This is a genomic window from Neisseria sp. P0018.S001, from assembly GCF_051957355.1.
Taxonomy (GTDB): domain Bacteria; phylum Pseudomonadota; class Gammaproteobacteria; order Burkholderiales; family Neisseriaceae; genus Neisseria; species Neisseria subflava_A.
Window position 1 is genome coordinate 86,184 of record NZ_JBQCWN010000003.1, and the last position, 19,065, is coordinate 105,248.

Annotated in this window: 15 protein-coding genes and 4 tRNA genes; 10 read left to right on the forward strand and 9 right to left on the reverse strand. The window is 49.9% G+C overall.

Annotation, left to right across the window (positions count from 1 at the left end; translation table 11 throughout):
• Positions 1-23 precede the first annotated feature (23 nt).
• The 5 genes from ACTHTJ_RS03230 to ACTHTJ_RS03250 all read left to right on the forward strand — a co-directional run bounded on the left by ACTHTJ_RS03230 (position 24) and on the right by ACTHTJ_RS03250 (position 2,485).
• On the forward strand, positions 24-2,006 hold the full coding sequence (locus ACTHTJ_RS03230; protein WP_049336355.1) for a monovalent cation:proton antiporter family protein: 1,983 nt from the start codon (positions 24-26) through the stop codon (positions 2,004-2,006).
• A gap of 69 nt (positions 2,007-2,075) precedes the next feature.
• Positions 2,076-2,151: transfer RNA gene (locus ACTHTJ_RS03235), tRNA-Val, on the forward strand.
• Positions 2,152-2,184: 33 nt separating this feature from the next.
• Positions 2,185-2,261: transfer RNA gene (locus ACTHTJ_RS03240), tRNA-Asp, on the forward strand.
• A 39-nt stretch (positions 2,262-2,300) separates the two neighbouring features.
• Positions 2,301-2,376, forward strand: a tRNA-Val gene (locus ACTHTJ_RS03245).
• Between the two features lie 32 nt (positions 2,377-2,408).
• Positions 2,409-2,485 (forward strand) — tRNA-Asp (locus tag ACTHTJ_RS03250).
• Positions 2,486-2,772: 287 nt separating this feature from the next.
• Here ACTHTJ_RS03250 and dacB read toward each other — a convergent pair.
• Both dacB and ACTHTJ_RS03260 read right to left on the reverse strand, forming a co-directional pair.
• Positions 2,773-4,185: a D-alanyl-D-alanine carboxypeptidase/D-alanyl-D-alanine endopeptidase gene (gene dacB / locus ACTHTJ_RS03255; protein WP_049336968.1), complete on the reverse strand. Its 1,413-nt coding sequence runs from the start codon at positions 4,183-4,185 to the stop codon at positions 2,773-2,775.
• Between the two features lie 70 nt (positions 4,186-4,255).
• Entirely contained in the window at positions 4,256-5,683 is a 1,428-nt protein-coding gene (locus ACTHTJ_RS03260) for an MFS transporter (RefSeq protein WP_440360763.1), read from the reverse strand.
• Positions 5,684-5,819: 136 nt separating this feature from the next.
• On the opposite strand from ACTHTJ_RS03260, the gene ACTHTJ_RS03265 reads away from it, so the two are divergent.
• The 3 genes from ACTHTJ_RS03265 (at position 5,820) to ACTHTJ_RS03275 (ending at position 8,554) form a co-directional block, all read left to right on the forward strand.
• Positions 5,820-6,386 (forward strand): NADPH-dependent FMN reductase, encoded by a 567-nt coding sequence (locus tag ACTHTJ_RS03265; RefSeq protein ID WP_070587528.1) that lies wholly within the window; start codon positions 5,820-5,822, stop codon positions 6,384-6,386.
• Positions 6,387-6,533: 147 nt separating this feature from the next.
• Complete coding sequence (locus tag ACTHTJ_RS03270; RefSeq protein WP_049344268.1) at positions 6,534-7,211, forward strand: response regulator; 678 nt, start codon at positions 6,534-6,536, stop codon at positions 7,209-7,211.
• A 29-nt stretch (positions 7,212-7,240) separates the two neighbouring features.
• Entirely contained in the window at positions 7,241-8,554 is a 1,314-nt protein-coding gene (locus tag ACTHTJ_RS03275) for a sensor histidine kinase (protein WP_440360762.1), read from the forward strand.
• A 129-nt stretch (positions 8,555-8,683) separates the two neighbouring features.
• Here the strand turns inward: ACTHTJ_RS03275 and aroB are convergent, their stop codons facing one another.
• From aroB to pilM, 7 genes are all read right to left on the reverse strand, one after another.
• Entirely contained in the window at positions 8,684-9,763 is a 1,080-nt protein-coding gene (gene aroB / locus ACTHTJ_RS03280; protein WP_070584723.1) for a 3-dehydroquinate synthase, read from the reverse strand.
• A 22-nt stretch (positions 9,764-9,785) separates the two neighbouring features.
• Positions 9,786-10,298, reverse strand: coding sequence for a shikimate kinase (locus ACTHTJ_RS03285; protein ID WP_049333679.1), 513 nt, complete (start codon positions 10,296-10,298; stop codon positions 9,786-9,788).
• Positions 10,299-10,430: 132 nt separating this feature from the next.
• Positions 10,431-12,563 carry a type IV pilus secretin PilQ gene (gene pilQ / locus ACTHTJ_RS03290; protein WP_070584722.1) on the reverse strand — a complete coding sequence of 711 codons (2,133 nt, stop codon included), beginning with the start codon at positions 12,561-12,563 and terminating at the stop codon, positions 10,431-10,433.
• A 20-nt stretch (positions 12,564-12,583) separates the two neighbouring features.
• Entirely contained in the window at positions 12,584-13,126 is a 543-nt protein-coding gene (locus ACTHTJ_RS03295) for a pilus assembly protein PilP (protein ID WP_070584719.1), read from the reverse strand.
• 15 nt (positions 13,127-13,141) lie between these two features.
• A complete protein-coding gene (locus ACTHTJ_RS03300) occupies positions 13,142-13,813 on the reverse strand; it encodes a type 4a pilus biogenesis protein PilO (protein WP_070584717.1) in 672 nt (223 codons plus the stop codon).
• Positions 13,813-14,427, reverse strand: coding sequence for a PilN domain-containing protein (locus tag ACTHTJ_RS03305; RefSeq protein ID WP_070584715.1), 615 nt, complete (start codon positions 14,425-14,427; stop codon positions 13,813-13,815). Before ACTHTJ_RS03305 ends, ACTHTJ_RS03300 begins: the two co-directional genes overlap by 1 nt.
• Before the next feature lie 4 nt (positions 14,428-14,431).
• On the reverse strand, positions 14,432-15,523 hold the full coding sequence (gene pilM / locus ACTHTJ_RS03310; RefSeq protein ID WP_070584713.1) for a type IV pilus assembly protein PilM: 1,092 nt from the start codon (positions 15,521-15,523) through the stop codon (positions 14,432-14,434).
• 153 nt (positions 15,524-15,676) lie between these two features.
• Here pilM and ACTHTJ_RS03315 point away from each other — a divergent pair, with 153 nt between their 5' ends.
• On the forward strand, positions 15,677-18,064 hold the full coding sequence (locus ACTHTJ_RS03315) for a penicillin-binding protein 1A (RefSeq protein ID WP_070584712.1): 2,388 nt from the start codon (positions 15,677-15,679) through the stop codon (positions 18,062-18,064).
• A gap of 60 nt (positions 18,065-18,124) precedes the next feature.
• Positions 18,125-18,961 carry a PHP domain-containing protein gene (locus ACTHTJ_RS03320; protein WP_070584710.1) on the forward strand — a complete coding sequence of 279 codons (837 nt, stop codon included), beginning with the start codon at positions 18,125-18,127 and terminating at the stop codon, positions 18,959-18,961.
• Positions 18,962-19,065: the final 104 nt, after the last annotated feature.

Below are 19,065 nucleotides of genomic sequence, written 5' to 3' on the forward strand. Positions count from 1 at the left end.
CTTAACGAAAGGCCGCCCACTCTATGCACGAATTCTCCCTCGGACCCATTGTCATTGTCTTGTTGGTTTCCGTCATTACAGTTATCTGCTGTCGCAAGTTCAACATTCCTTCCATGCTCGGTTATCTTTTGGTCGGTTTTATTGCCGGTCCGGGTATGTTCAAACTGATTCCGCAAAGCCATGCCACCGACTATTTGGGCGAAATAGGCATTGTATTCTTGATGTTCAGCATCGGTCTCGAATTCTCCCTGCCCAAACTCAAAGCCATGCGCCGTCTCGTATTCGGCTTGGGCGGTTTGCAAGTCATCATTACCATGCTCTCGATTATGGGCATTTTGATGGCAATGGGCACGCCGTTTAACTGGGCGTTTGCCACTGCGGGCGCACTGACCATGTCGTCCACCGCCATCGTCAGCCGCATTCTGTCGGAGAAAACCGAGCTGGGTCAGCCACATGGACAAATGGCCATGGGTGTTTTGCTGATGCAAGATATTGCCGTGGTACCGCTGATGATTCTGATTCCGGCACTTGCTGGCGGCAGCGAAGGCAACTTGTGGGTAGAACTGGGCTTGGCCGGTTTGAAAATGTTGCTGACCTTGGGCATTTTGTTTGTTGTCGGCAGCCGTGTGATGTCGCGCTGGTTCAGACTGGTTGCCAAACGCAAATCGTCCGAACTCTTTATGATCAACGTTTTGCTGGTTACTTTGGGCGTGGCCTATCTGACGGAGCTTGAAGGCCTGTCTATGGCATTGGGCGCATTCGTTGCCGGTATGCTGCTTTCCGAAACCGAATACCGTATTCAGGTGGAAGACGACATCCGTCCATTCCGCGATATCCTGCTGGGCTTCTTCTTCATTACCGTCGGTATGAAGCTGGATATTCAGGCGCTGATCGGCAACTGGCAGCAAATCCTGATTTTGTTGGCAATCCTGTTGGTCTTGAAAGCACTGGTCGTCTTCATCATCGCTTTGCGCATGAAAAACCCTACGAGCGACAGCCTCAAGAGTGCGCTTTATTTGGCACAAGGCGGCGAGTTCGGTTTCGTGATGCTGGCTATTTCCAGCAAAATCAATATGGTTTCGCCCGAATTGGAACAAGCAGCCACTGCAGCCGTCTTGCTCTCCATGATTGCCGCACCATTCATTTTGGGCAGCAGCGATGCCATCGTCAGCCGCTTTGTTAAATCCGACTGGGACATGAAAGCCTTGGACTTGCACTCCATGCTGGTGGAAACCATGAGCAAATCCGAACACGTCCTAATTATCGGTTTCGGACGCGGCGGTCAATCGGTTGCCCGTGTATTGGCGCAAGAAGGCATCCCCTACTTTGCCCTTGACTTGGATATTGCCCGCGTACAAGTGGCACGCAACGCAGGTGAGCCGGTTTCCTTTGGCGATGCCAAACGCCGCGAAGTCTTGGAAGCCGCCGGCTTGGGACGCGCAAAAATGGTGGTCATCACGCTGAACAATATGCATGAAACCCAACATGTTCTCGGCAACATCATGTCCATGCATCCGAGCATGCCGGTTTATGTTCGCGCCACCAATGACGATTACGTTAAAACCTTTACCGAAATGGGTGCTGAAGAAACCGTCTCCGATACCAAAGAAACCAGCCTGGTGCTGGCAAGCTATGCCATGTTGGGCCACGGCCTTTCCTACAACCATGTTTATCAAACCATAACCCACATCCGTCACAGCCGCTATGCATCTTTGCAAGACTTGTTTGTCGGCAGTGATGATGACAGCTTCTCCGACGAAGACAGCAAGGCCGTCTGCCGCCATGCCTTCCCATTGCAAGGCGAGGCACATGCCATCGGTAAAACCATCCGTGAATTGCCCTTGACCGCCCATCATCTGAAACTATTGTTTATCCGCCGCAATACCGGAAAAATCCAAGACCTTGACCCTGATTTCGTTCTGGAAACCGGCGACATTTTGGTTGTCGCAGGCAAACAGGAAGAAATTATTTCCTTTGAAAACTGGTGCTTGCAGGGAGACATCTAATTATCGGCAAATAAATCTTGCGCGCATCAGGATTTTTTGGTTTAATAACGTCTTCGCAATTTTGCGCATGGGTGATTAGCTCAGTTGGTAGAGCGTCTGCCTTACAAGCAGAATGTCGGCGGTTCGACTCCGTCATCACCCACCAAGTTTCTTTTTCATTGTCTTTGACAGTGGATGCGCGGTGGTAGCTCAGTTGGTTAGAGTACCGGCCTGTCACGCCGGGGGTCGCGGGTTCGAGCCCCGTCCGCCGCGCCATTATTTAAAAATACTGATTCTTCAGTATCTCCCTTTTTTGGGTGATTAGCTCAGTTGGTAGAGCGTCTGCCTTACAAGCAGAATGTCGGCGGTTCGACTCCGTCATCACCCACCACTTTACTTTTCATTGTCCCTGACAATGGATGCGCGGTGGTAGCTCAGTTGGTTAGAGTACCGGCCTGTCACGCCGGGGGTCGCGGGTTCGAGCCCCGTCCGCCGCGCCATCAAGTTAAAAATAAAAAATACCGGTTTTTACCGGTATTTTTTTCGTCTGTACCTTATGCCTTTTCGTAAAAAGTCCGATTATTTAGACAAGAGAAGGTGGGAATAAAACTTAAAACATACGTCTTAAATACCGAAGATAAAACCATCTATCTCAAGCGGATTTACACCAAACGCTTATCCATTAAATCCCTAAATTATCCTTCAAAATAGACATAAATACTTGTCCTTCTTACACAAAGGCCGTCTGAAAACGTCAATACATTTTCAGACGGCCTTTTTTAGCTTATCAAGCCTGATACCTAATCATGCAGGAAGCCTTAGCATCAATCCAATGTTCGCCACCGGGCTGAACAATTTTAGACACCAGCTTATCCAAGTCGCGTAAATAATCGGTTGACTTTTGGCTGTTGATAATGACGACAACCAACAACGGCTTTTCGCCCAACCAATACCCAGCCAGTGCGCGGACATCTTTGAGTGTACCGGTTTTGAGGCGCAGGTTTTCACCGGGCTGTTTCAAGCGTGTTTTAAGCGTGCCGTCTTTACCGGCAATCGGCAGCGTACTGATAAACTCGTTTTTAAACGGGCTGAAGTAGGCTTTTTCCAACATTTGCGCCATCATTCGCGCATTGAGCCGTTCTACGCGGGACAGGCCTGAGCCGTTTTCCAACACCAGCCCTTCCGTATTGATACCGGCAACCGCCAGCTCACTTTTTACGATAGACGCGGCCTTGGCCTGCGCCTGCTTGTAATCAGATATATGTCCGGCAAATTTAAGGAAAACCGAACGGGCAATCAGATTATTGGAATGCTTGTTCATATCGGTGAGGATATCGGCAAGCGGTTTGGATTGATGACTCGCCAACACATGCGCGTCATGAGGCGCAGCACCTGTCGTCAGGCCGTCTGAAATCGTGCCGTCTTGTTGGCGCCATTGGTTGACAAAACTTTTGCCGACAAATTCTTTCATGCTATACATATTCAGATACAGCTCTTTGCCCAAGCAGCTTTCCGGCAGCTTGCCCGATACGGTCAGCGTATTGTTTTTATAGGAAGTCTTCATGTGGTTTTTTAAAACACTGCACTTCCCTTCTTTATTCTCAAGTGTCAATTTGTTTTGAATGTTCAGATTCGGAAGCGGCGGATTGGTACGGATGACCAAGCTTCCGTCTTCTTCTTTTTCAGCACGCAGTTCAACGGTTTTATACCCCAACATATTAGGATCGGGCGGCGTCATAAAGCTTTCGGCAGAATCGGAAGCAAAATCATCCGGATTCTTCACATCGCCCCACAGGCTGCGGTCGAGTATCAGATGTCCGTCAATATGGCGTATGCCCTTATCGCGCATCTGTTGCTGCATTTGCACCAGATCATGCTGGTCAAACACAGGATCGCCGCTCCCCACCCAATACACATTGCCTTTCAACGTATCGCCTTTGATTGGGCCGTTGGTTTTAAACTCAGTTTTCCAACGATAATCACCGCCCAACATACGAAACGCGGTAAACGCCGTTACCAGCTTCATGGTCGAAGCAGGATTGCGCAATTCATTGGCACGGTGTTCGGCAATCACGTTGCCGCTGTCCAATTCCTGCACATAAACAGAAATCTCATTTTCAGGAATACGCCCGAAATCCAAAGCCCATGACGGACAAACCGCCATCATCAGGCCGATTGATAAAATACATTTTAACTTCATTGTGTTACAAAATCTTATAAATTCTTACGAGGTGCTTAGGCCGTCTGAACGTTTCAGACGGCCTTTTTCTTTATTTCTGATGCGCTTTCAAACGTAAAGCAAACATGACGACCACAACACCGACAACCAAAGCGCAACCCATCGCCAAATGGATACCGTCCAGCATTGCCTGTTGCGGCATATCTGCGCTGGAAAGTTTCTCGCCGATATTGGTCGCACCAACAAAAAACGCCGCGCCGATGGCACCGGCAATCGGGTTGATGGTGGTCAGAATCGCCGCACCGTGCGGATTGAGCATTTTCGGCAACGCGTTCAGACCATGGGTTTCGCCGGTTACACAAGCAGACACGGAAAGCGCCAACAGCGTAAACATCGCCGTCAGCATCACCACTTGCGTATCAATCCGCAAAAACAGCCACAATACCGCCAACGACACCACCAGCATCACTGTTGCCGGCAAAACGACAAAGCGTCCGCCCTTTTTGTCCAACAATTTGCCGAACAAAGGCGCGGCAACCGCTTGGGCAATACTGGCAGGCATCAGGATCAGGCCAGTTGCCGTACCGGTCAGCATCAACACTTGCTGCGTGTACATCGGCACCATCAGTTCCAAGCCCAAAAACAGGAATATCGCACCGGCCAAAATCACAACGCAATATCTGAACTGTTTGTATTCAAACGCACGAAGGTTCAACAACGGCGTAGCCAAACGGAACTGCCGGCGCGCAAACCACCCCACCAGTACAACGGAAGCAGCAAAGAGCAGGATAAATTCCAGCAGCGGCATATGGGCAAAATTACTGCTCGCATAAACCAACCCGCCGAAGCCCACAATCGACAGCACAGCCGACAACATATCAATTTTCGGACGGCTGATGTTGCTCAAATTGACCGTTAAATATTTGCCCGCCAGCACCATCGCCGCCAACATAAACGGCGCGGTAAAACCGAACAGCACGCGCCAATGCGTATGGTCGATGATGATGCCCGACAGCGTCGGCCCCATTGCAGGCGCGGCGGTAAACATCATGGTAATCACACCCATCGCCGTTCCGCGCCTGTTGGGAGGGAAAATCGACAACACACCGTTAAACAGAAGCGGGACAAAAAACGCGGCAGACACTGCCTGCACCATCCGACCGACCACCAATACGCCAAACGTCGGTGCAAACACGCAAATCAGCGATCCTGCTAAAAACGTTGCCTGCGTAAACAGCACCATTTTGCGCGTTTCAAACCATTGAATCACGCCTGCCGTAATCGGCGTAAATGCCCCCATGACCAGCAAAAAGCCCGTTGTCAGCCATTGAACCGTGGTCTTATCGACACCAAAATCCTTCATAATCGGCGTAAGCGCGACATTCAACAGCGTGTCGTTGAGATAGCCGAAAAATGCGCCGATGAATAAGGTGGCGACAATGGTTTTAGCAGGAAAGTCGGGATTGTCGGCGTAGTATTCGTGTGCCGTTTCACCCTCTTGCGAATCAGAAGCGTGCATAATAATTTGAAATATCAGCGAAACCGTTATTTTAGCATAAACCATTTTGACAGGCCGTCTGAAACCTTGACCGCTTCCCCAGATAATACTAAAATTTAGAATTGTTTTCATTTTTATTATTAAACAGGAGAAAAACATGTCAAAGAAAGTCAGCATCTTGGTCGGCAGCCTGCGTAAAGGCTCGTTCGCACGAAAAGTCGCACAAAACGTCATTCCCATGTTCCCCGAAGGCTACGAAGCGCAAATCGTCGAAATCGGCCATTTGCCTTTATACAACTTCGACTACGACGATCCTGCCGTTACCGACTTCCCCACTCCATCCAGCTATACCGAGTTCCGTGAAACCATCAAAGCCTCTGCCGGCGTATTGTTCGTGACTTCCGAAAACAACCGTACCGTCCCCGCCTGCCTGAAAAACGCCATCGACATCGGCTCCAAACCCAATGCCGATGTTGCCTGGAAAAAAACACCGGCCGGCATCATCAGCCATTCTGTCGGTAAAATGGGCGGTTATAGCGCGCAAAAAAATCTGCGCCTTGCCCTTTCGTATTTCGATATGCCATTGACCGGCCAACCGGAAGTGTTTCTCGGCAACTCGCCTACCCTGTTTGACGACAACGGCCAGCTCATCGAATCCGCGCGCGGATTTGTTCAAGGCTATATCGACCAATTGGTTGCCTTGATTGAGAAAAACCCTAAATAATCGGGATTGAAGCATACAGGCCGTCTGAAAAACGAAATTTCAGACGGCCTCATCTTTTGCAAAAAATCAGTTTTTAGACAGCTCCTAAATTTTTACTAATTGAGTGCGGTTATAATCACTGTCCACCCATCCTCACGGAGAACTTCCATGCGCGTATTATTGGTTGAAGACGATGCCATGATTGCCCAAGCCGTCAGTGCCAACCTGAAAGACACCGGCTACGCTGTCGATTGGGTCAGCCGCGGTTCGGAAGTTGCCGCAGCAGTGGCGGCGCAGGCATACGATTTGCTGCTTTTGGATTTGGGTTTGCCCGGCAAAGACGGTTTGGACGTATTGGCGCAAATCCGCAACGGCGGCTGTACCGTTCCCGTCTTAATCGTGACCGCGCGCGATGATTTGCACAGCCGCCTCAACGGCCTAGACGGCGGCGCAGACGACTACATCGTCAAACCCTTCGACATGGCGGAGCTGCAAGCCCGTATGCGCGCCGTATTGCGCCGACACGGCGGACAGGCGCAAACGCTACTAACCAACGGCATCATCATGCTCAACCCTTCCACCCATCAGGCAGAAGTGGTCGGGCAGGAACAGGCCATCATGCTCAGCAACAAAGAATTTGCCGTCCTCCAAGCCCTGCTGCTGCGTCCGGGCATGATTCTGTCGCGCAGCGATTTGGAAGACAAAATCTACGGCTGGGGCGAAGAAGTCGAAAGCAACGCCGTTGACTTCCTGATTCACGCCTTACGCAAAAAACTCGGCAAAGAAGCGATTCAAAACGTCCGCGGGGTCGGCTGGCTGGTTGCACAAAACAACCAGGCCGTCTGAAAAACCACAACAACACCAACACACAAACCATGCAACGCCTTATCCACACCATCAAACAATCCCTGCAAGTCAAGATCAGCCTCGCCCTGATCTGTATGCTCCTGCCTCTATCCATCCTTGCAGGCATATTTTCATATTACGATACTTATCACGAGACCCAAGAGGTTCAAGACGACCTGTTGCGCCAAGTCGCGAACTATCTCGACCCGAGCGATGCCGATGACGAGAATCACTCGCTCGATAACGACAACAAGATTTCCGTTCAATTTCCCAATACGCCCAACCCCATTGTCAGCCTGCCTGAGAAGATTTCAGACGGCCTGCACACCATTCAGGCCGACGACGACGACGATTACTACCGCGTTTATACCCGCAACACCAAGCAAGGCCGCATCGCCGTCATGCAGGAAAGCGACTACCGCGAAGAGCTGGCCGAAATGGCCGCCGTACAGAGCATCCTCCCCATGCTCCTCGCCCTGCCCCTGATTATCCTGCTCACCGTCTGGATTACCCACCGCGCCATGCGTTCCGTCAAAACCCTGTCCAACGATTTGGAGCTGCGCCAAATCAACGACCTCTCGCCTATGGACACGCAAGACATTCCCAGCGAAATCCAAGGCTTTGTCGTCGCCATCAACAACCTGTTGCAACGTACCGATGAAAACGTCCGCCAACAGCAACGCTTTATCGCCGATGCCGCACACGAATTGCGCAGCCCCATGACCGCCCTTTCCCTTCAGGCAGAGAGGCTCAACAATATGCAGCTGTCCGCCGAAGCGCGCGAGCAGTCCGCCCTGTTGCAACAAAGCATACAGCGCAACCGCCACCTGCTCGAGCAACTCCTCTCCCTCGCACGCGCCCAAGCGCCCGAAACCCAACGCCCCAAAACCCTGATCAGCCTGCAAAACCAGTTCCGCCGCGTCTTGCAGGAACTCATGCCGCTGGCGCTGGCCAAAGGTCAAGACATCGGCGTCGCCGTCGAAAACGACTGCCAAATCCACGCCGATGACACCGAAATCTACACCCTCATCAAAACCTTTACCGACAACGCCATCCGCTATACTCCCAAAGGCGGCCGCATCGATTTGGGCTTTGACGAAACCGCCGAATACCTCAACATCTGGGTGGAAGACAACGGCCCCGGTATTCCCACAAGCGAACGCCAACGCGTTATCGACCCCTTCTACCGCATTCTCGGCACCGAACAACAAGGCACTGGACTTGGTCTGTCCATCGCAAACACCATTGTCAAACGCCATCAAGGCCGTCTGAAACTGGCCGACAGCCGACGCTTTGACAGCGGCTTGTTGATTATTGCCGAGTTGGATAAAAAGATGCTTTAAATGATTGACCCGCCCAAATTGGTTTATCTATCTTTAAGCCGATGAATCAAAACGTTTTAAAACCAAAGGCCGTCTGAAAATGACTTTCAGACGGCCTTTTTATATTTTAAAGTAAACCTAATTCATTCCTCACAAATACGGTTGCAAGGTTTGGCGGAGGATTTCCATATCGGTAATTTCGGTGATATTGGCTTTGCCCAAGTATTCCAAGCCGACAAAACGCATGATGCCGCTGCTGACTTTTTTGTCGTGGCTCATGTGTTCAATCCATTTTTCAAAGGAGAAAACAGGCGGTGCAGACGGGAGGGAGGCGGCTTCCATTAAAGCGGCAATGCAGTCGGTATCGGCTTGTTGGGTTTTGCCCAAAATTTGCGACAAACGAGAAGCGAGGACGCAACCGGCGGCAACGGCTTCGCCGTGCAGCCATACGCCGTAGCCCATTTCGGCTTCGATGGCATGGCCGAAAGTGTGGCCGAGATTAAGCCATGCGCGGATGCCCTGCTCGGTTTCGTCTTGGGCAACAATATCGGCCTTCATTTTGCAGCAATGGTAAACGGCTTCTGCCATTTTTTCTTGGTGTTGTGCCATCAGGTCGGCCATATTTTCTTCCAACCAAGCAAAAAATTCGGCATCGCCCAAGGCACCGTATTTGATGACTTCGGCCATACCCGCAGAAAGTTCGCGTTGCGGCAGCGTTTGCAAAGCGGTCAAATCGGCCAGCACGGCTTGCGGCTGGTAGAACGCGCCAATCATGTTTTTACCGAGCGGATGGTTGATGGCGGTTTTACCGCCGACCGAGGAATCGACCTGGCTGAGCAATGTGGTCGGCACTTGGATAAAAGGTGCGCCACGCTGATAAGTCGCTGCGGCAAAGCCGACCATATCGCCTATCACGCCGCCGCCCAAAGCGATTAAAGTGGTTTTGCGTTCGGCACGGTTTTGCATCAGGCCATCGTAAATCAGGTTGAGCGTCTGCCAGTTTTTATATTCTTCGCCGTCGGGAAGGATGATGCTGAAATGCGGCACGCCCAATCTGTCTAAGGCCGTCTGAAGCTGTTTGAGATAAAGCGGTGCAACGGTTTCGTTGGTAATAATGGCTACTTTTTTGCCTAAATAGGGCTGAAGCAGCGTATCAGCCTGCTCAATCAGTTTATGTCCGATAAAGATAGGGTATTGATGAGACGGGGTTTGGACAGTCAGTGTGCGCATGGTATTCCTTTGCAAAACGTATTTATTCGCCTAAAGCCTGTATCAGGCGTTTGAGCGTTTTGTGACAGCTGTCGGATTCGATGACGAGATGGGCGGTTTGACGGTACAGCGTATCGCGTTGGTCATACAGCTCTTGCAGTTTGGCCAAAGGGTCGGCAACTTGCAACAGCGGCCGGTTGCTGTCGTAACGGGTACGCTCCAGCAAGGTTTCGGGGCTGGCATGCAGATAAACAACCGTGCCGTTTTGGCGCAAAATCTGTCTGTTTTCACTGCGTAATACAGAGCCGCCACCGGTCGATAAAACGATGTTGCGCCGGGAAGCGAGCTTCTTCAGCATATTGGTTTCGCGGTTGCGGAAGCCTTCCTCCCCTTCCATCTCAAAAATGGTCGGAATGGATACGCCCGAAGAAGTGCAGATTTCGTAGTCGCTGTCGTAAAACGGGCATTCAAACATTTGGGCAAGCTGCTTGCCCAAAGTGGTTTTGCCCGCGCCCATCAGCCCGATTAAAATTAAATTGCCGTTGATTTTTTCCATGAGGGTCATTTTATACGATATGGTGGTTTCGTGGAAAAGTTCGTCGTTTTTCAGACAGCCTTTTCATCTCAGGCCGTCTGAAAACCAAAACAGGCATACCTTTGCAGATATGCCTGTTTGTCATTTTAAAAATCAGTAACGCAGATTGTTACCCACATTATCCATAATGCGCGGCGTGATAAAGATCAACAGCTCACGGCGGTTTTCACGTTTGCCGCGTGATTTGAACAGATTGCCGACAACAGGAATATCGCCCAAAACAGGTACTTTGTTCACTGCATTGGTGCTTTCTTCTTCGTAAATACCGCCGACAATCAGCGTACCGCCATCTTCAACCATGGCTTGGGTATTCAAGTGTTTGGTGTTGATACACTTGGTTGTCAGAGAATCTACGGTACAGTCGATCGGGGTATCGCGATTAATCTTCACAGTCATGATGATTTGACCGTCAGGCGTAATATTCGGCGTTACGGTCAAGCCCAAAACGGCTTTCTTGAAGGTAATCGAAGTCGCACCGCTGGAAGAAGCTTCTTGGTAAGGAATTTCCGTACCGGATTCGATTTTGGCTTCTTTGCGGTCTTGTGTCAGCACGCGCGGATTGGAAATAGTTTTGCTCTTACCTTGTTCTTCAGACGCGCTGATTTCCAAACCCAATGCACCGGACGAGAACGCACGCACCAGCGCAATGCTGTTGACTGCGGCTGCGGTCGGCAGGCTGACGTTCGGATCCAAAGACCAAGTAGGATAGCGGACATCACCACGGTTAAACGAGGCATTGGTATTGTAGTTGGTTTGTGCATTGCTCCAGTTGCTGCCCCATGCGTTACGGCCACTTGCACCACCGGAACCGAATTTAACGCCCAAGTTGCGGAAGAAGGTATCTTCTGCTTCAACAATGCGCGCTTCCACCATCACTTGACGGGTTGGAACGTCCAATTCATCAATCAGTTTGCGGAATTTCTCAATCACGCCGCGGTTGTCGGTCACGATCAGCGTATTGGTAGCCGGATCGATTAAGGCGCTGCCTCGGTTGCTCAACAGAGTATTGCGGGTATTGGAATTATTGCTATCGTATTCTTCCAAACGCAGAATTTTGCGGAATTCTTCCACATTTTTGTATTTCAACTGGAAGGTTTGAGAATACAGCGGACCCAATTCGGCAATCTCTTTTTCAGCCTGCAAGAAGGCTTTGTCTTTTGCCAACAATTCATCGCGAGGTGCGATATTGATGATGTTGCCTTGACGGCGCATATCCAAATTGCGCGCCTGCATAACCAAGTCCAAAGCCTGATCCCAAGGTACATCTTTCAGGGACAGGGTCATGGTGCCTTTGACGGTATCGCTGGCAACAATATTCACACCGGACTCTTTCGCTAAAATCTGCAAAATGGTACGGACTTCTACATCTTGGAAGTCCAAGGAAATTTTACGGCCTTTAAACGATTTGTTTGCATTGTGGTTCAAGCCGCCGGATTCGGTATTGGCGGCTTTAGGCGATACTTCAAATACAAAACGGCCTGAAGAAGCTTTGGTATTGATGTCCCAATTCGCATTATTGTTGCGGATAATGAGCTGGGTAGAATTGCCGATACGTTTGAGCGTAACGTTTTGTACAGGGGTATTGAAGTCAGCTACATCCAAACTGCGTTGCGCTTGTGTCGGCAGCGTATGGTTTTTCAATGTCACAACCACACGGTCGCGCTGCTGTTTGATGTCCGGCTGTCCGCTGAAACCAGGGGCGGACAATTCAATAATGCCGGAATTGCGTGCGCCTTTGCGGAAATCAATATTGGCTGCTGAAACGGCTTGATAAGTCTGAGCAGCGCGCGCGGTAGACGGCGTAGCCGCACGTTCATTGGCAACGGCCGCATTGGTTTGGTCAGTAGATTCGTTTACAAATACCCAAACTTCGTTGCCGCGAATTTCAGTATTGTATTGGCTGATTTTGTTCAAACCCAAAACCACGCGTGCACGGTCATTGTTTTGCGCCGCAGTAATTTGATTCAGCAATGGGTCGGCATATTCCAAAACAGGCTGAGGCAAACGAATATTGGTATTGGCAAAATCCAATGCGATACGTGCCGGAGTAGATGTTACAAAACCATGAGGTGTAGTGACGTCTTTGTCGAAACGGATTTTGATGATTTTTTGGTTGTCAGGCAAAGTGGAAACGTTGATATCGGTAATATTGCCTGCAAAGGCCGTCTGAACAGCGAGGGCAACGCTGAAGCCGGCAAATAATTTTGTCATGTGCTTGGTTTTCATAATCGAGTGAGACCCCTAAATTAATTTGAATTCGAACTATCTGAGCTATTGGAAGAATCCGCCTCTTTACTGCTCAATGGCAATTCGGCCTTCCGGTACACCCAGTTGCCGTAGCTGTCTTCAACTTGCTCGGTCACGATAATTTTGTCTTCGGTAATACTTTGGATTCTGCCGTAATTCTGACCGATGTAGTTTCCGGGATAAACGGTATAAACATGGTCCTTGACCTTGATAAATCCGGAAACCTTGCCGCCGCTTTGCAGCGTTCCGACAAAGGCCATGTTTTCCAAACTGAAGGCTTCCAATGTTTCTTTCGGACGGTTCATATCCGGCGCATTGCCGCCTTTAGGGGCAGTGTCCAAACGGCGTGAATCAAACGCATTTAAGCCTTTAAAATTCGGAGGGTTATACGGCTTAGGCAATGTAACCGTCGGCTCTTCAAACGGAATAATCTTGGATTTCGCTTCCTGACGGGTTTGCGTCATCCATTGAGTCAAATCTTCATAACTTTGCGTACAGGCTGCCAAGGGAAGAAGACTTAAGAGTAAGATGATTTTTTTCATGATTTCCCTATTCTTTTATTTTTGCTCATTCTCGGCAGGTTTACCTTCTTCTTGTGCCTGTTGCGCAGCCAATTCTGCAGCAATCTCTTCGGCCGGACGGGCTTTGTAAGTTGTCGCAATCGCGCTCAATGTCAACTCGCCTTTATTGCCTTTGCCGTCTTTGTCCTCGCCTGGGTTCACGAGTTTTAAAGAATCTAAAGTAATAATGCGCGACAAATCGCCTACATCACGGGTAAATTGGCTGATCTGTGAATATTTGCCTGTAATGGAAATCTGATACGGCAGTTTTTGAATCGGACCATCGTTTTCAGGTTGGAGCGGTGCAACGCTGTCCAAACGCAATCCGTTGGTTGAACCTGCCTGATGCAGCTCTTGAATCAGGTTCGGAATTTCCGCGTCGGTCGGCAGTTGTTTCAACAAAACGTCAAATGCAGAACGGATCGAAGCCAACTCAGCCTTCAGATTGTTCAAGCTTGCCGCCTGAATGCTTTTACGCGTAAAGGTTTCCTTCAGCTCTTCTTCTTTGGCTTCCTGCGTATTCAAGGTTTCAATCTGATCTTTAAATACGCCGACATAGCCCAAAGCCAACATACCAACAATCAATAAACCTGCCAGCAAAAGTTTTGAAGGCATATTGAGCAGGTACAGATCTTGTACGTCCAATTGTTTCAGGTTTTTAGATGCCATTATTGAGCCTCCGGAGCAGGTTCTACCACAGGTTCGGCCACTTTTTGGGCAGTTGGCGCAGGAGCCGGCGTATTCACTTGGTTGATTGAAGATTTCAAAGTAAATTCTTGGTAGTTATCTACTTTTTTAATACTCAACAATTCAGGCTGCAAGAAAATACCTGTACTTGGCAAGGAGCGCATCATAACGGCAATTTTATTGTCGCTGATGGCATGACCGCTGATTTTATAGCTGGTCGGACTTTCGGCTTCCAACGCGGTCAAATAAGTATTATCGGGCGTAAGCGCATTCAAAGAATCAAGGATATAGGCCGCTTGATAGCGTTTTTCCTGTAACTCTTCAACTTTCAGTTTTTTGGCCAAGAAGGCTTCTTTTTCTTGCTGAAGTTTATCGATTTCGCCCAATTCTCTATCAAGTCTGTCGATTTCGGTTTGCAGGAAGTTGTTGCGGCCTTCTTGATTGCTGATGGCGCTGTCAATACCAAGATAGGTAGCGGCCGCCAAGCCCAAACCTACTGCAAAAGCGCCAAGCATCAATATTTTGAATTGCTGCTGCTTGCGCTGTTTAATCTCTTCCCGATATGGGAGAAGGTTGATTCTGGTTAATTCGATCATGTTCTCAAAGTCCCCTTAATGCCAATCCGAACGCCAAAGTCAGTGACGGCGCATCAATTTGAAACTGCGGCAATTCTACTTTTGCACTGCGTTCCACATATGAAATCGGATGCAGATATTCTGTTGCCGTATTGGTTTGCGAGAAAATGCTTTCCGCCAAACCTGCCTGCTGAGCGGTAAAACCGGTCAGCAGGATGTGTTTGATATTGGAGAAAGAATCAGTGGCCTGTGTGGTATAGTAAAATTGCAAAACACGCTGAACTTCTTGTGCAACCTGTACGTTAAAACGGTCGGCAATCTGAGATTGGTAGTCGGAAGGCTTGTTTTGAGAAGCCATCATTTGCGCGGCTTTTTCTTCCGTTACCTGATAAGTACGCTGAATCAGCTGATTGAGCTGCTCGGTACTGACCGGCGTTTCTTGTTTGTAGAGGATGCGGCCGTTTTGCAGAATCAGGGCATACATTTGCGTTGCATGAATGCCGAACACGGCAACTTTTTCCTCTGCCATTTCGGGGGCATGCGTATTCATCCAATAGACGAAGGCATTGCGTTGAGCCAGCAAGTCCAAATCCAAAGCCGACAAAGGCAGGCCTGCATTCTCAAACATTTCAATGCGCGGCTCGACATCGTCTTTTTTGGCAGCAACCGCTAAAACATGCTGACCCGAACCGACTTCTTCAGCTTGAAAGTCGTAGTTCATTTCTTCAATCGGCGCAAATTGGCCGACTTCCGCTTCGACAAACTCTTCCAAGTCCAAATCAGTATCACGCGGGTTGTAAATAATTTGCTCGACTGTCGCCAAATTTTGTGGCACGGCCGCAACAATATTTTTGCAAGAACTGCGTAATTGTGTGTAAGTATGTTGGATGTAAGTAGCAAGCTGATCGTAGTCTTGAATTTTGTTGCCTTTGACAATATTTTTAGGCAATTTGGTAATAACGTATTTTTCCAGCTGAATTTGGTTTAAACTACGGCCTGTCAGTTGTACCATCTTAATGGCATGTTGGCTGATATCGACGCCGATGGCAGAGCGGTTGTTCAATCCGCTAGAAGCCTTACCTGTTTTGGTATCTTTCGTGCTTTTAAATAAGCGCATGATTTGACTTCCCTGTATCATTTAGGAGTGAGTAACTGTTTCGTTATCCGTAAAGGACTTCTTATTCTTTACACAGTATTGACTGTGGCTGATAGAAATCGTTTCCCATTTTACTTTATTTATCGCCATTAATGGCAAAATTATTACCTAGTCATGATTAAAAAGATTATAACGACCTGCATGGGTCTCTTATTAGGACTGGCTCTTTTTGGTGTAGGTCTGATTGCAATTGCAATTTTGGTAACCTATCCAAAACTGCCGTCTTTGGACACTTTACAACACTACAAACCCAAAATGCCGCTGACGATTTATTCTTCAGACGGCCAAGTCATTGGCGTTTACGGCGAACAACGGCGTGAATTTACCAAAATCGGCGACTTCCCGAAAATTTTGAAAGACGCCGTGATTGCCGCCGAAGACAAACGCTTCTACGATCACTGGGGCGTAGACGTTTGGGGCGTGGCGCGCGCCGCGATCGGCAACGTCATGGCCGGCGGCGTTCAATCCGGTGCCAGTACGATTACGCAACAGGTTGCCAAAAACTTCTACCTGAGCAGCGAGCGTTCGTTCACCCGTAAATTCAACGAAGCCCTGTTGGCCTACAAAATCGAGCAGTCTTTGAGCAAAGACAAGATTTTGGAGCTGTACTTCAACCAAATCTATTTGGGTCAACGCGCTTATGGTTTTGCATCTGCAGCCCAAATTTATTTCAACAAAAATGTTAATGAATTAACATTGGCCGAGGCCGCCATGTTGGCCGGCTTGCCTAAAGCACCTTCCGCCTACAATCCGATTGTGAACCCTGAGCGTGCCAAATTGCGTCAGACTTATATTCTGAACAATATGCTGGAAGAAGGCATGATTACCCTGCAGCAACGCGATCAGGCTTTGAAAGAAGAGTTGCATTACGAGCGTTTTGTACAAAACATCGATCAAAGCGCCCTGTACGTTGCCGAAATGGTACGTCAGGAGCTGTTTGAAAAATACGGTGAAGATGCCTACACTCAAGGCTTCAAGGTATATACCACAGTCGATACCGCACACCAACGCGTCGCTACCGAAGCCCTGCGTAAAGTTCTGCGCAACTTCGACCGCGGCAGCAGCTACCGTGGTGCAGAAAACTACATCGACCTGAGCAAAAGCGACAACGTAGAAGAAACTGTCAGCCAATACCTTTCTACGCTTTACACCGTCGATAAAATGATTCCGGCAGTTGTATTGGAAGCCTCCCGTAAAGGTGTACAGATTCAGTTGCCAAGCGGCCGTAAAGTGACGCTGAACAGCCACGCTTTAGGCTTTGCCGCCCGTGCCGTCAACAACGAAAAAATGGGGGATGACCGCATCCGTCGCGGCTCCGTCATTCGCGTTAAAGGCAGCGGCGATACCTTTACCGTTGTTCAAGAGCCTTTGTTGCAAGGCGCATTGGTGTCTTTAGATGCGAAAACCGGTGCAGTCCGCGCATTGGTCGGCGGCTACGACTACCACAGCAAAACCTTCAACCGCGCGACTCAAGCCATGCGCCAACCCGGCTCGACGTTCAAACCGTTCGTTTATTCCGCCGCTTTGGCAAAAGGCATGACTGCTTCCACCATGATTAACGATGCGCCGATTTCCCTGCCGGGCAAAGGTGCAAACGGCAAAGTGTGGAACCCGAAAAATTCAGACGGCCGCTATTCCGGTTACATCACGCTGCGCCAGGCTTTGACCGCTTCGAAAAACATGGTGTCCATCCGCATCCTGATGTCTATCGGCATCGGCTACGCGCAACAATACATCCAACGCTTCGGCTTCAAGCCGTCTGAAATCCCTGCCAGCCTGTCTATGGCTTTGGGTACAGGCGAAACCACGCCGTTGCGTATTGCAGAAGGTTACAGCGTCTTTGCCAACGGCGGTTACAAAGTATCTGCCCACGTCATCGACAAAATCTACGACAGCCAAGGCCGTCTGAGAGCGCAAATGCAGCCTTTGGTAGCCGGTGAGAACGCACCTCAGGCCATTGACCCGCGCAACGCCTACATCATGTACAAAATCATGCAAGACGTTGTCCGTGTCGGTACCGCACGCGGTGCAGCCGCACTCGGCCGCGCCGACATCGCCGGTAAAACCGGTACCACCAACGACAACAAAGACGCATGGTTTGTCGGCTTCAACCCTAGCGTTGTGACTGCCGTCTATATCGGCTTTGACAAACCGCGCAGCATGGGTCGTGCAGGTTACGGTGGTACAATCGCCGTACCGGTTTGGGTAGAATACATGCGCTTCGCACTGAAAGGCACCAGCGTCAAACCGATGAAAGCACCTGAAGGCGTGGTTACAAACGGCGGCGAAGTGTATATGCGCGAACGCATGACCACCAGCTCCGACCTGGCCTTGGACAACAGCGGCGTTGCTCCGCGTCCTGCCCATCGTGCCGTTCCGAATGAAAACCGCCGCCGTACCGAGAGCGGCAATGCGCCAGCCCGTGAAGAATTAGATGAAACCCCAGTTCTGCCAAGCAATACCGGCAACAATAACAAACAACAACTGGACTCTCTGTTCTAACAAATCAAGGCCGTCTGAAACGTTCAGACGGCCTTTTTTGAGAAAATTCAAAGCAAAACCATGATTGATTTACACTGCCATTCGACCGTTTCAGACGGCATGCTCTCCCCAACCGAAGTCGTCCGACTCGCCCGTCAAAACGGTTGCACCCTGCTCGCCCTAACCGACCACGACCACACCGGCGGACTTGCCGAAGCACGCGCCGAAGCCGATACCCTCGGACTCCCCTTCGTCAACGGCGTGGAAATATCCGTCACTTGGCGCGGCCGCACCATCCACGTTGTCGGCTTGGACTTTGACGAACACAACGAAGCCCTGCAAAACCTGCTTGCAGAAGTCCGCAAAGGCCGTCTGAAACGATTGGAAGCCATCGCGGCCAAGCTGGAGAAAAAAGGCATAACAGGCGCGTATGAAGGCGCGCTGGCATTGGCCGCCAACAAAGAAATGGCCAGCCGCACCCACATTGCCGAATTCCTCATCTGCGAAGGCCATGTTAAAAACAAACAGCAGGCATTTACCAAATATCTGGGCGACGGCAAATCCTGTTCCGTCAGACATGAATGGGCCACACTGGAAGACTGCGTAGCCGCGATTACAGGCGCGGGCGGCATGGCCATTATCGCCCACCCAATGCGCTATGAATTATCCGCCACCGCCAAACGAAACCTGTTCCAAGAATTTAAAAATCTCGGCGGCGCAGGGATTGAAGTGCACAGCGGCAACTGCTGTAAAAACGACCGCCTCAACTATGCCCTGCTTGCCGACCGCTTCGACTTTCTCGCCAGTGCAGGCAGCGACTTCCACCGCCCCAACGACTTCAGCGGCGGCATACTCGGCGCCTGCCCCGACTTACCCGAACAATGCCACCCGGTCTGGGAACACTTTAAGGCCGTCTGAATTTTTGACAGCAATTTTTCAGACGGCCCGCCAAGTATGAGACAGTTATAAACATATCACACTCTACATATTGAAACTGCCTGCCCGATACACCATAATAACCC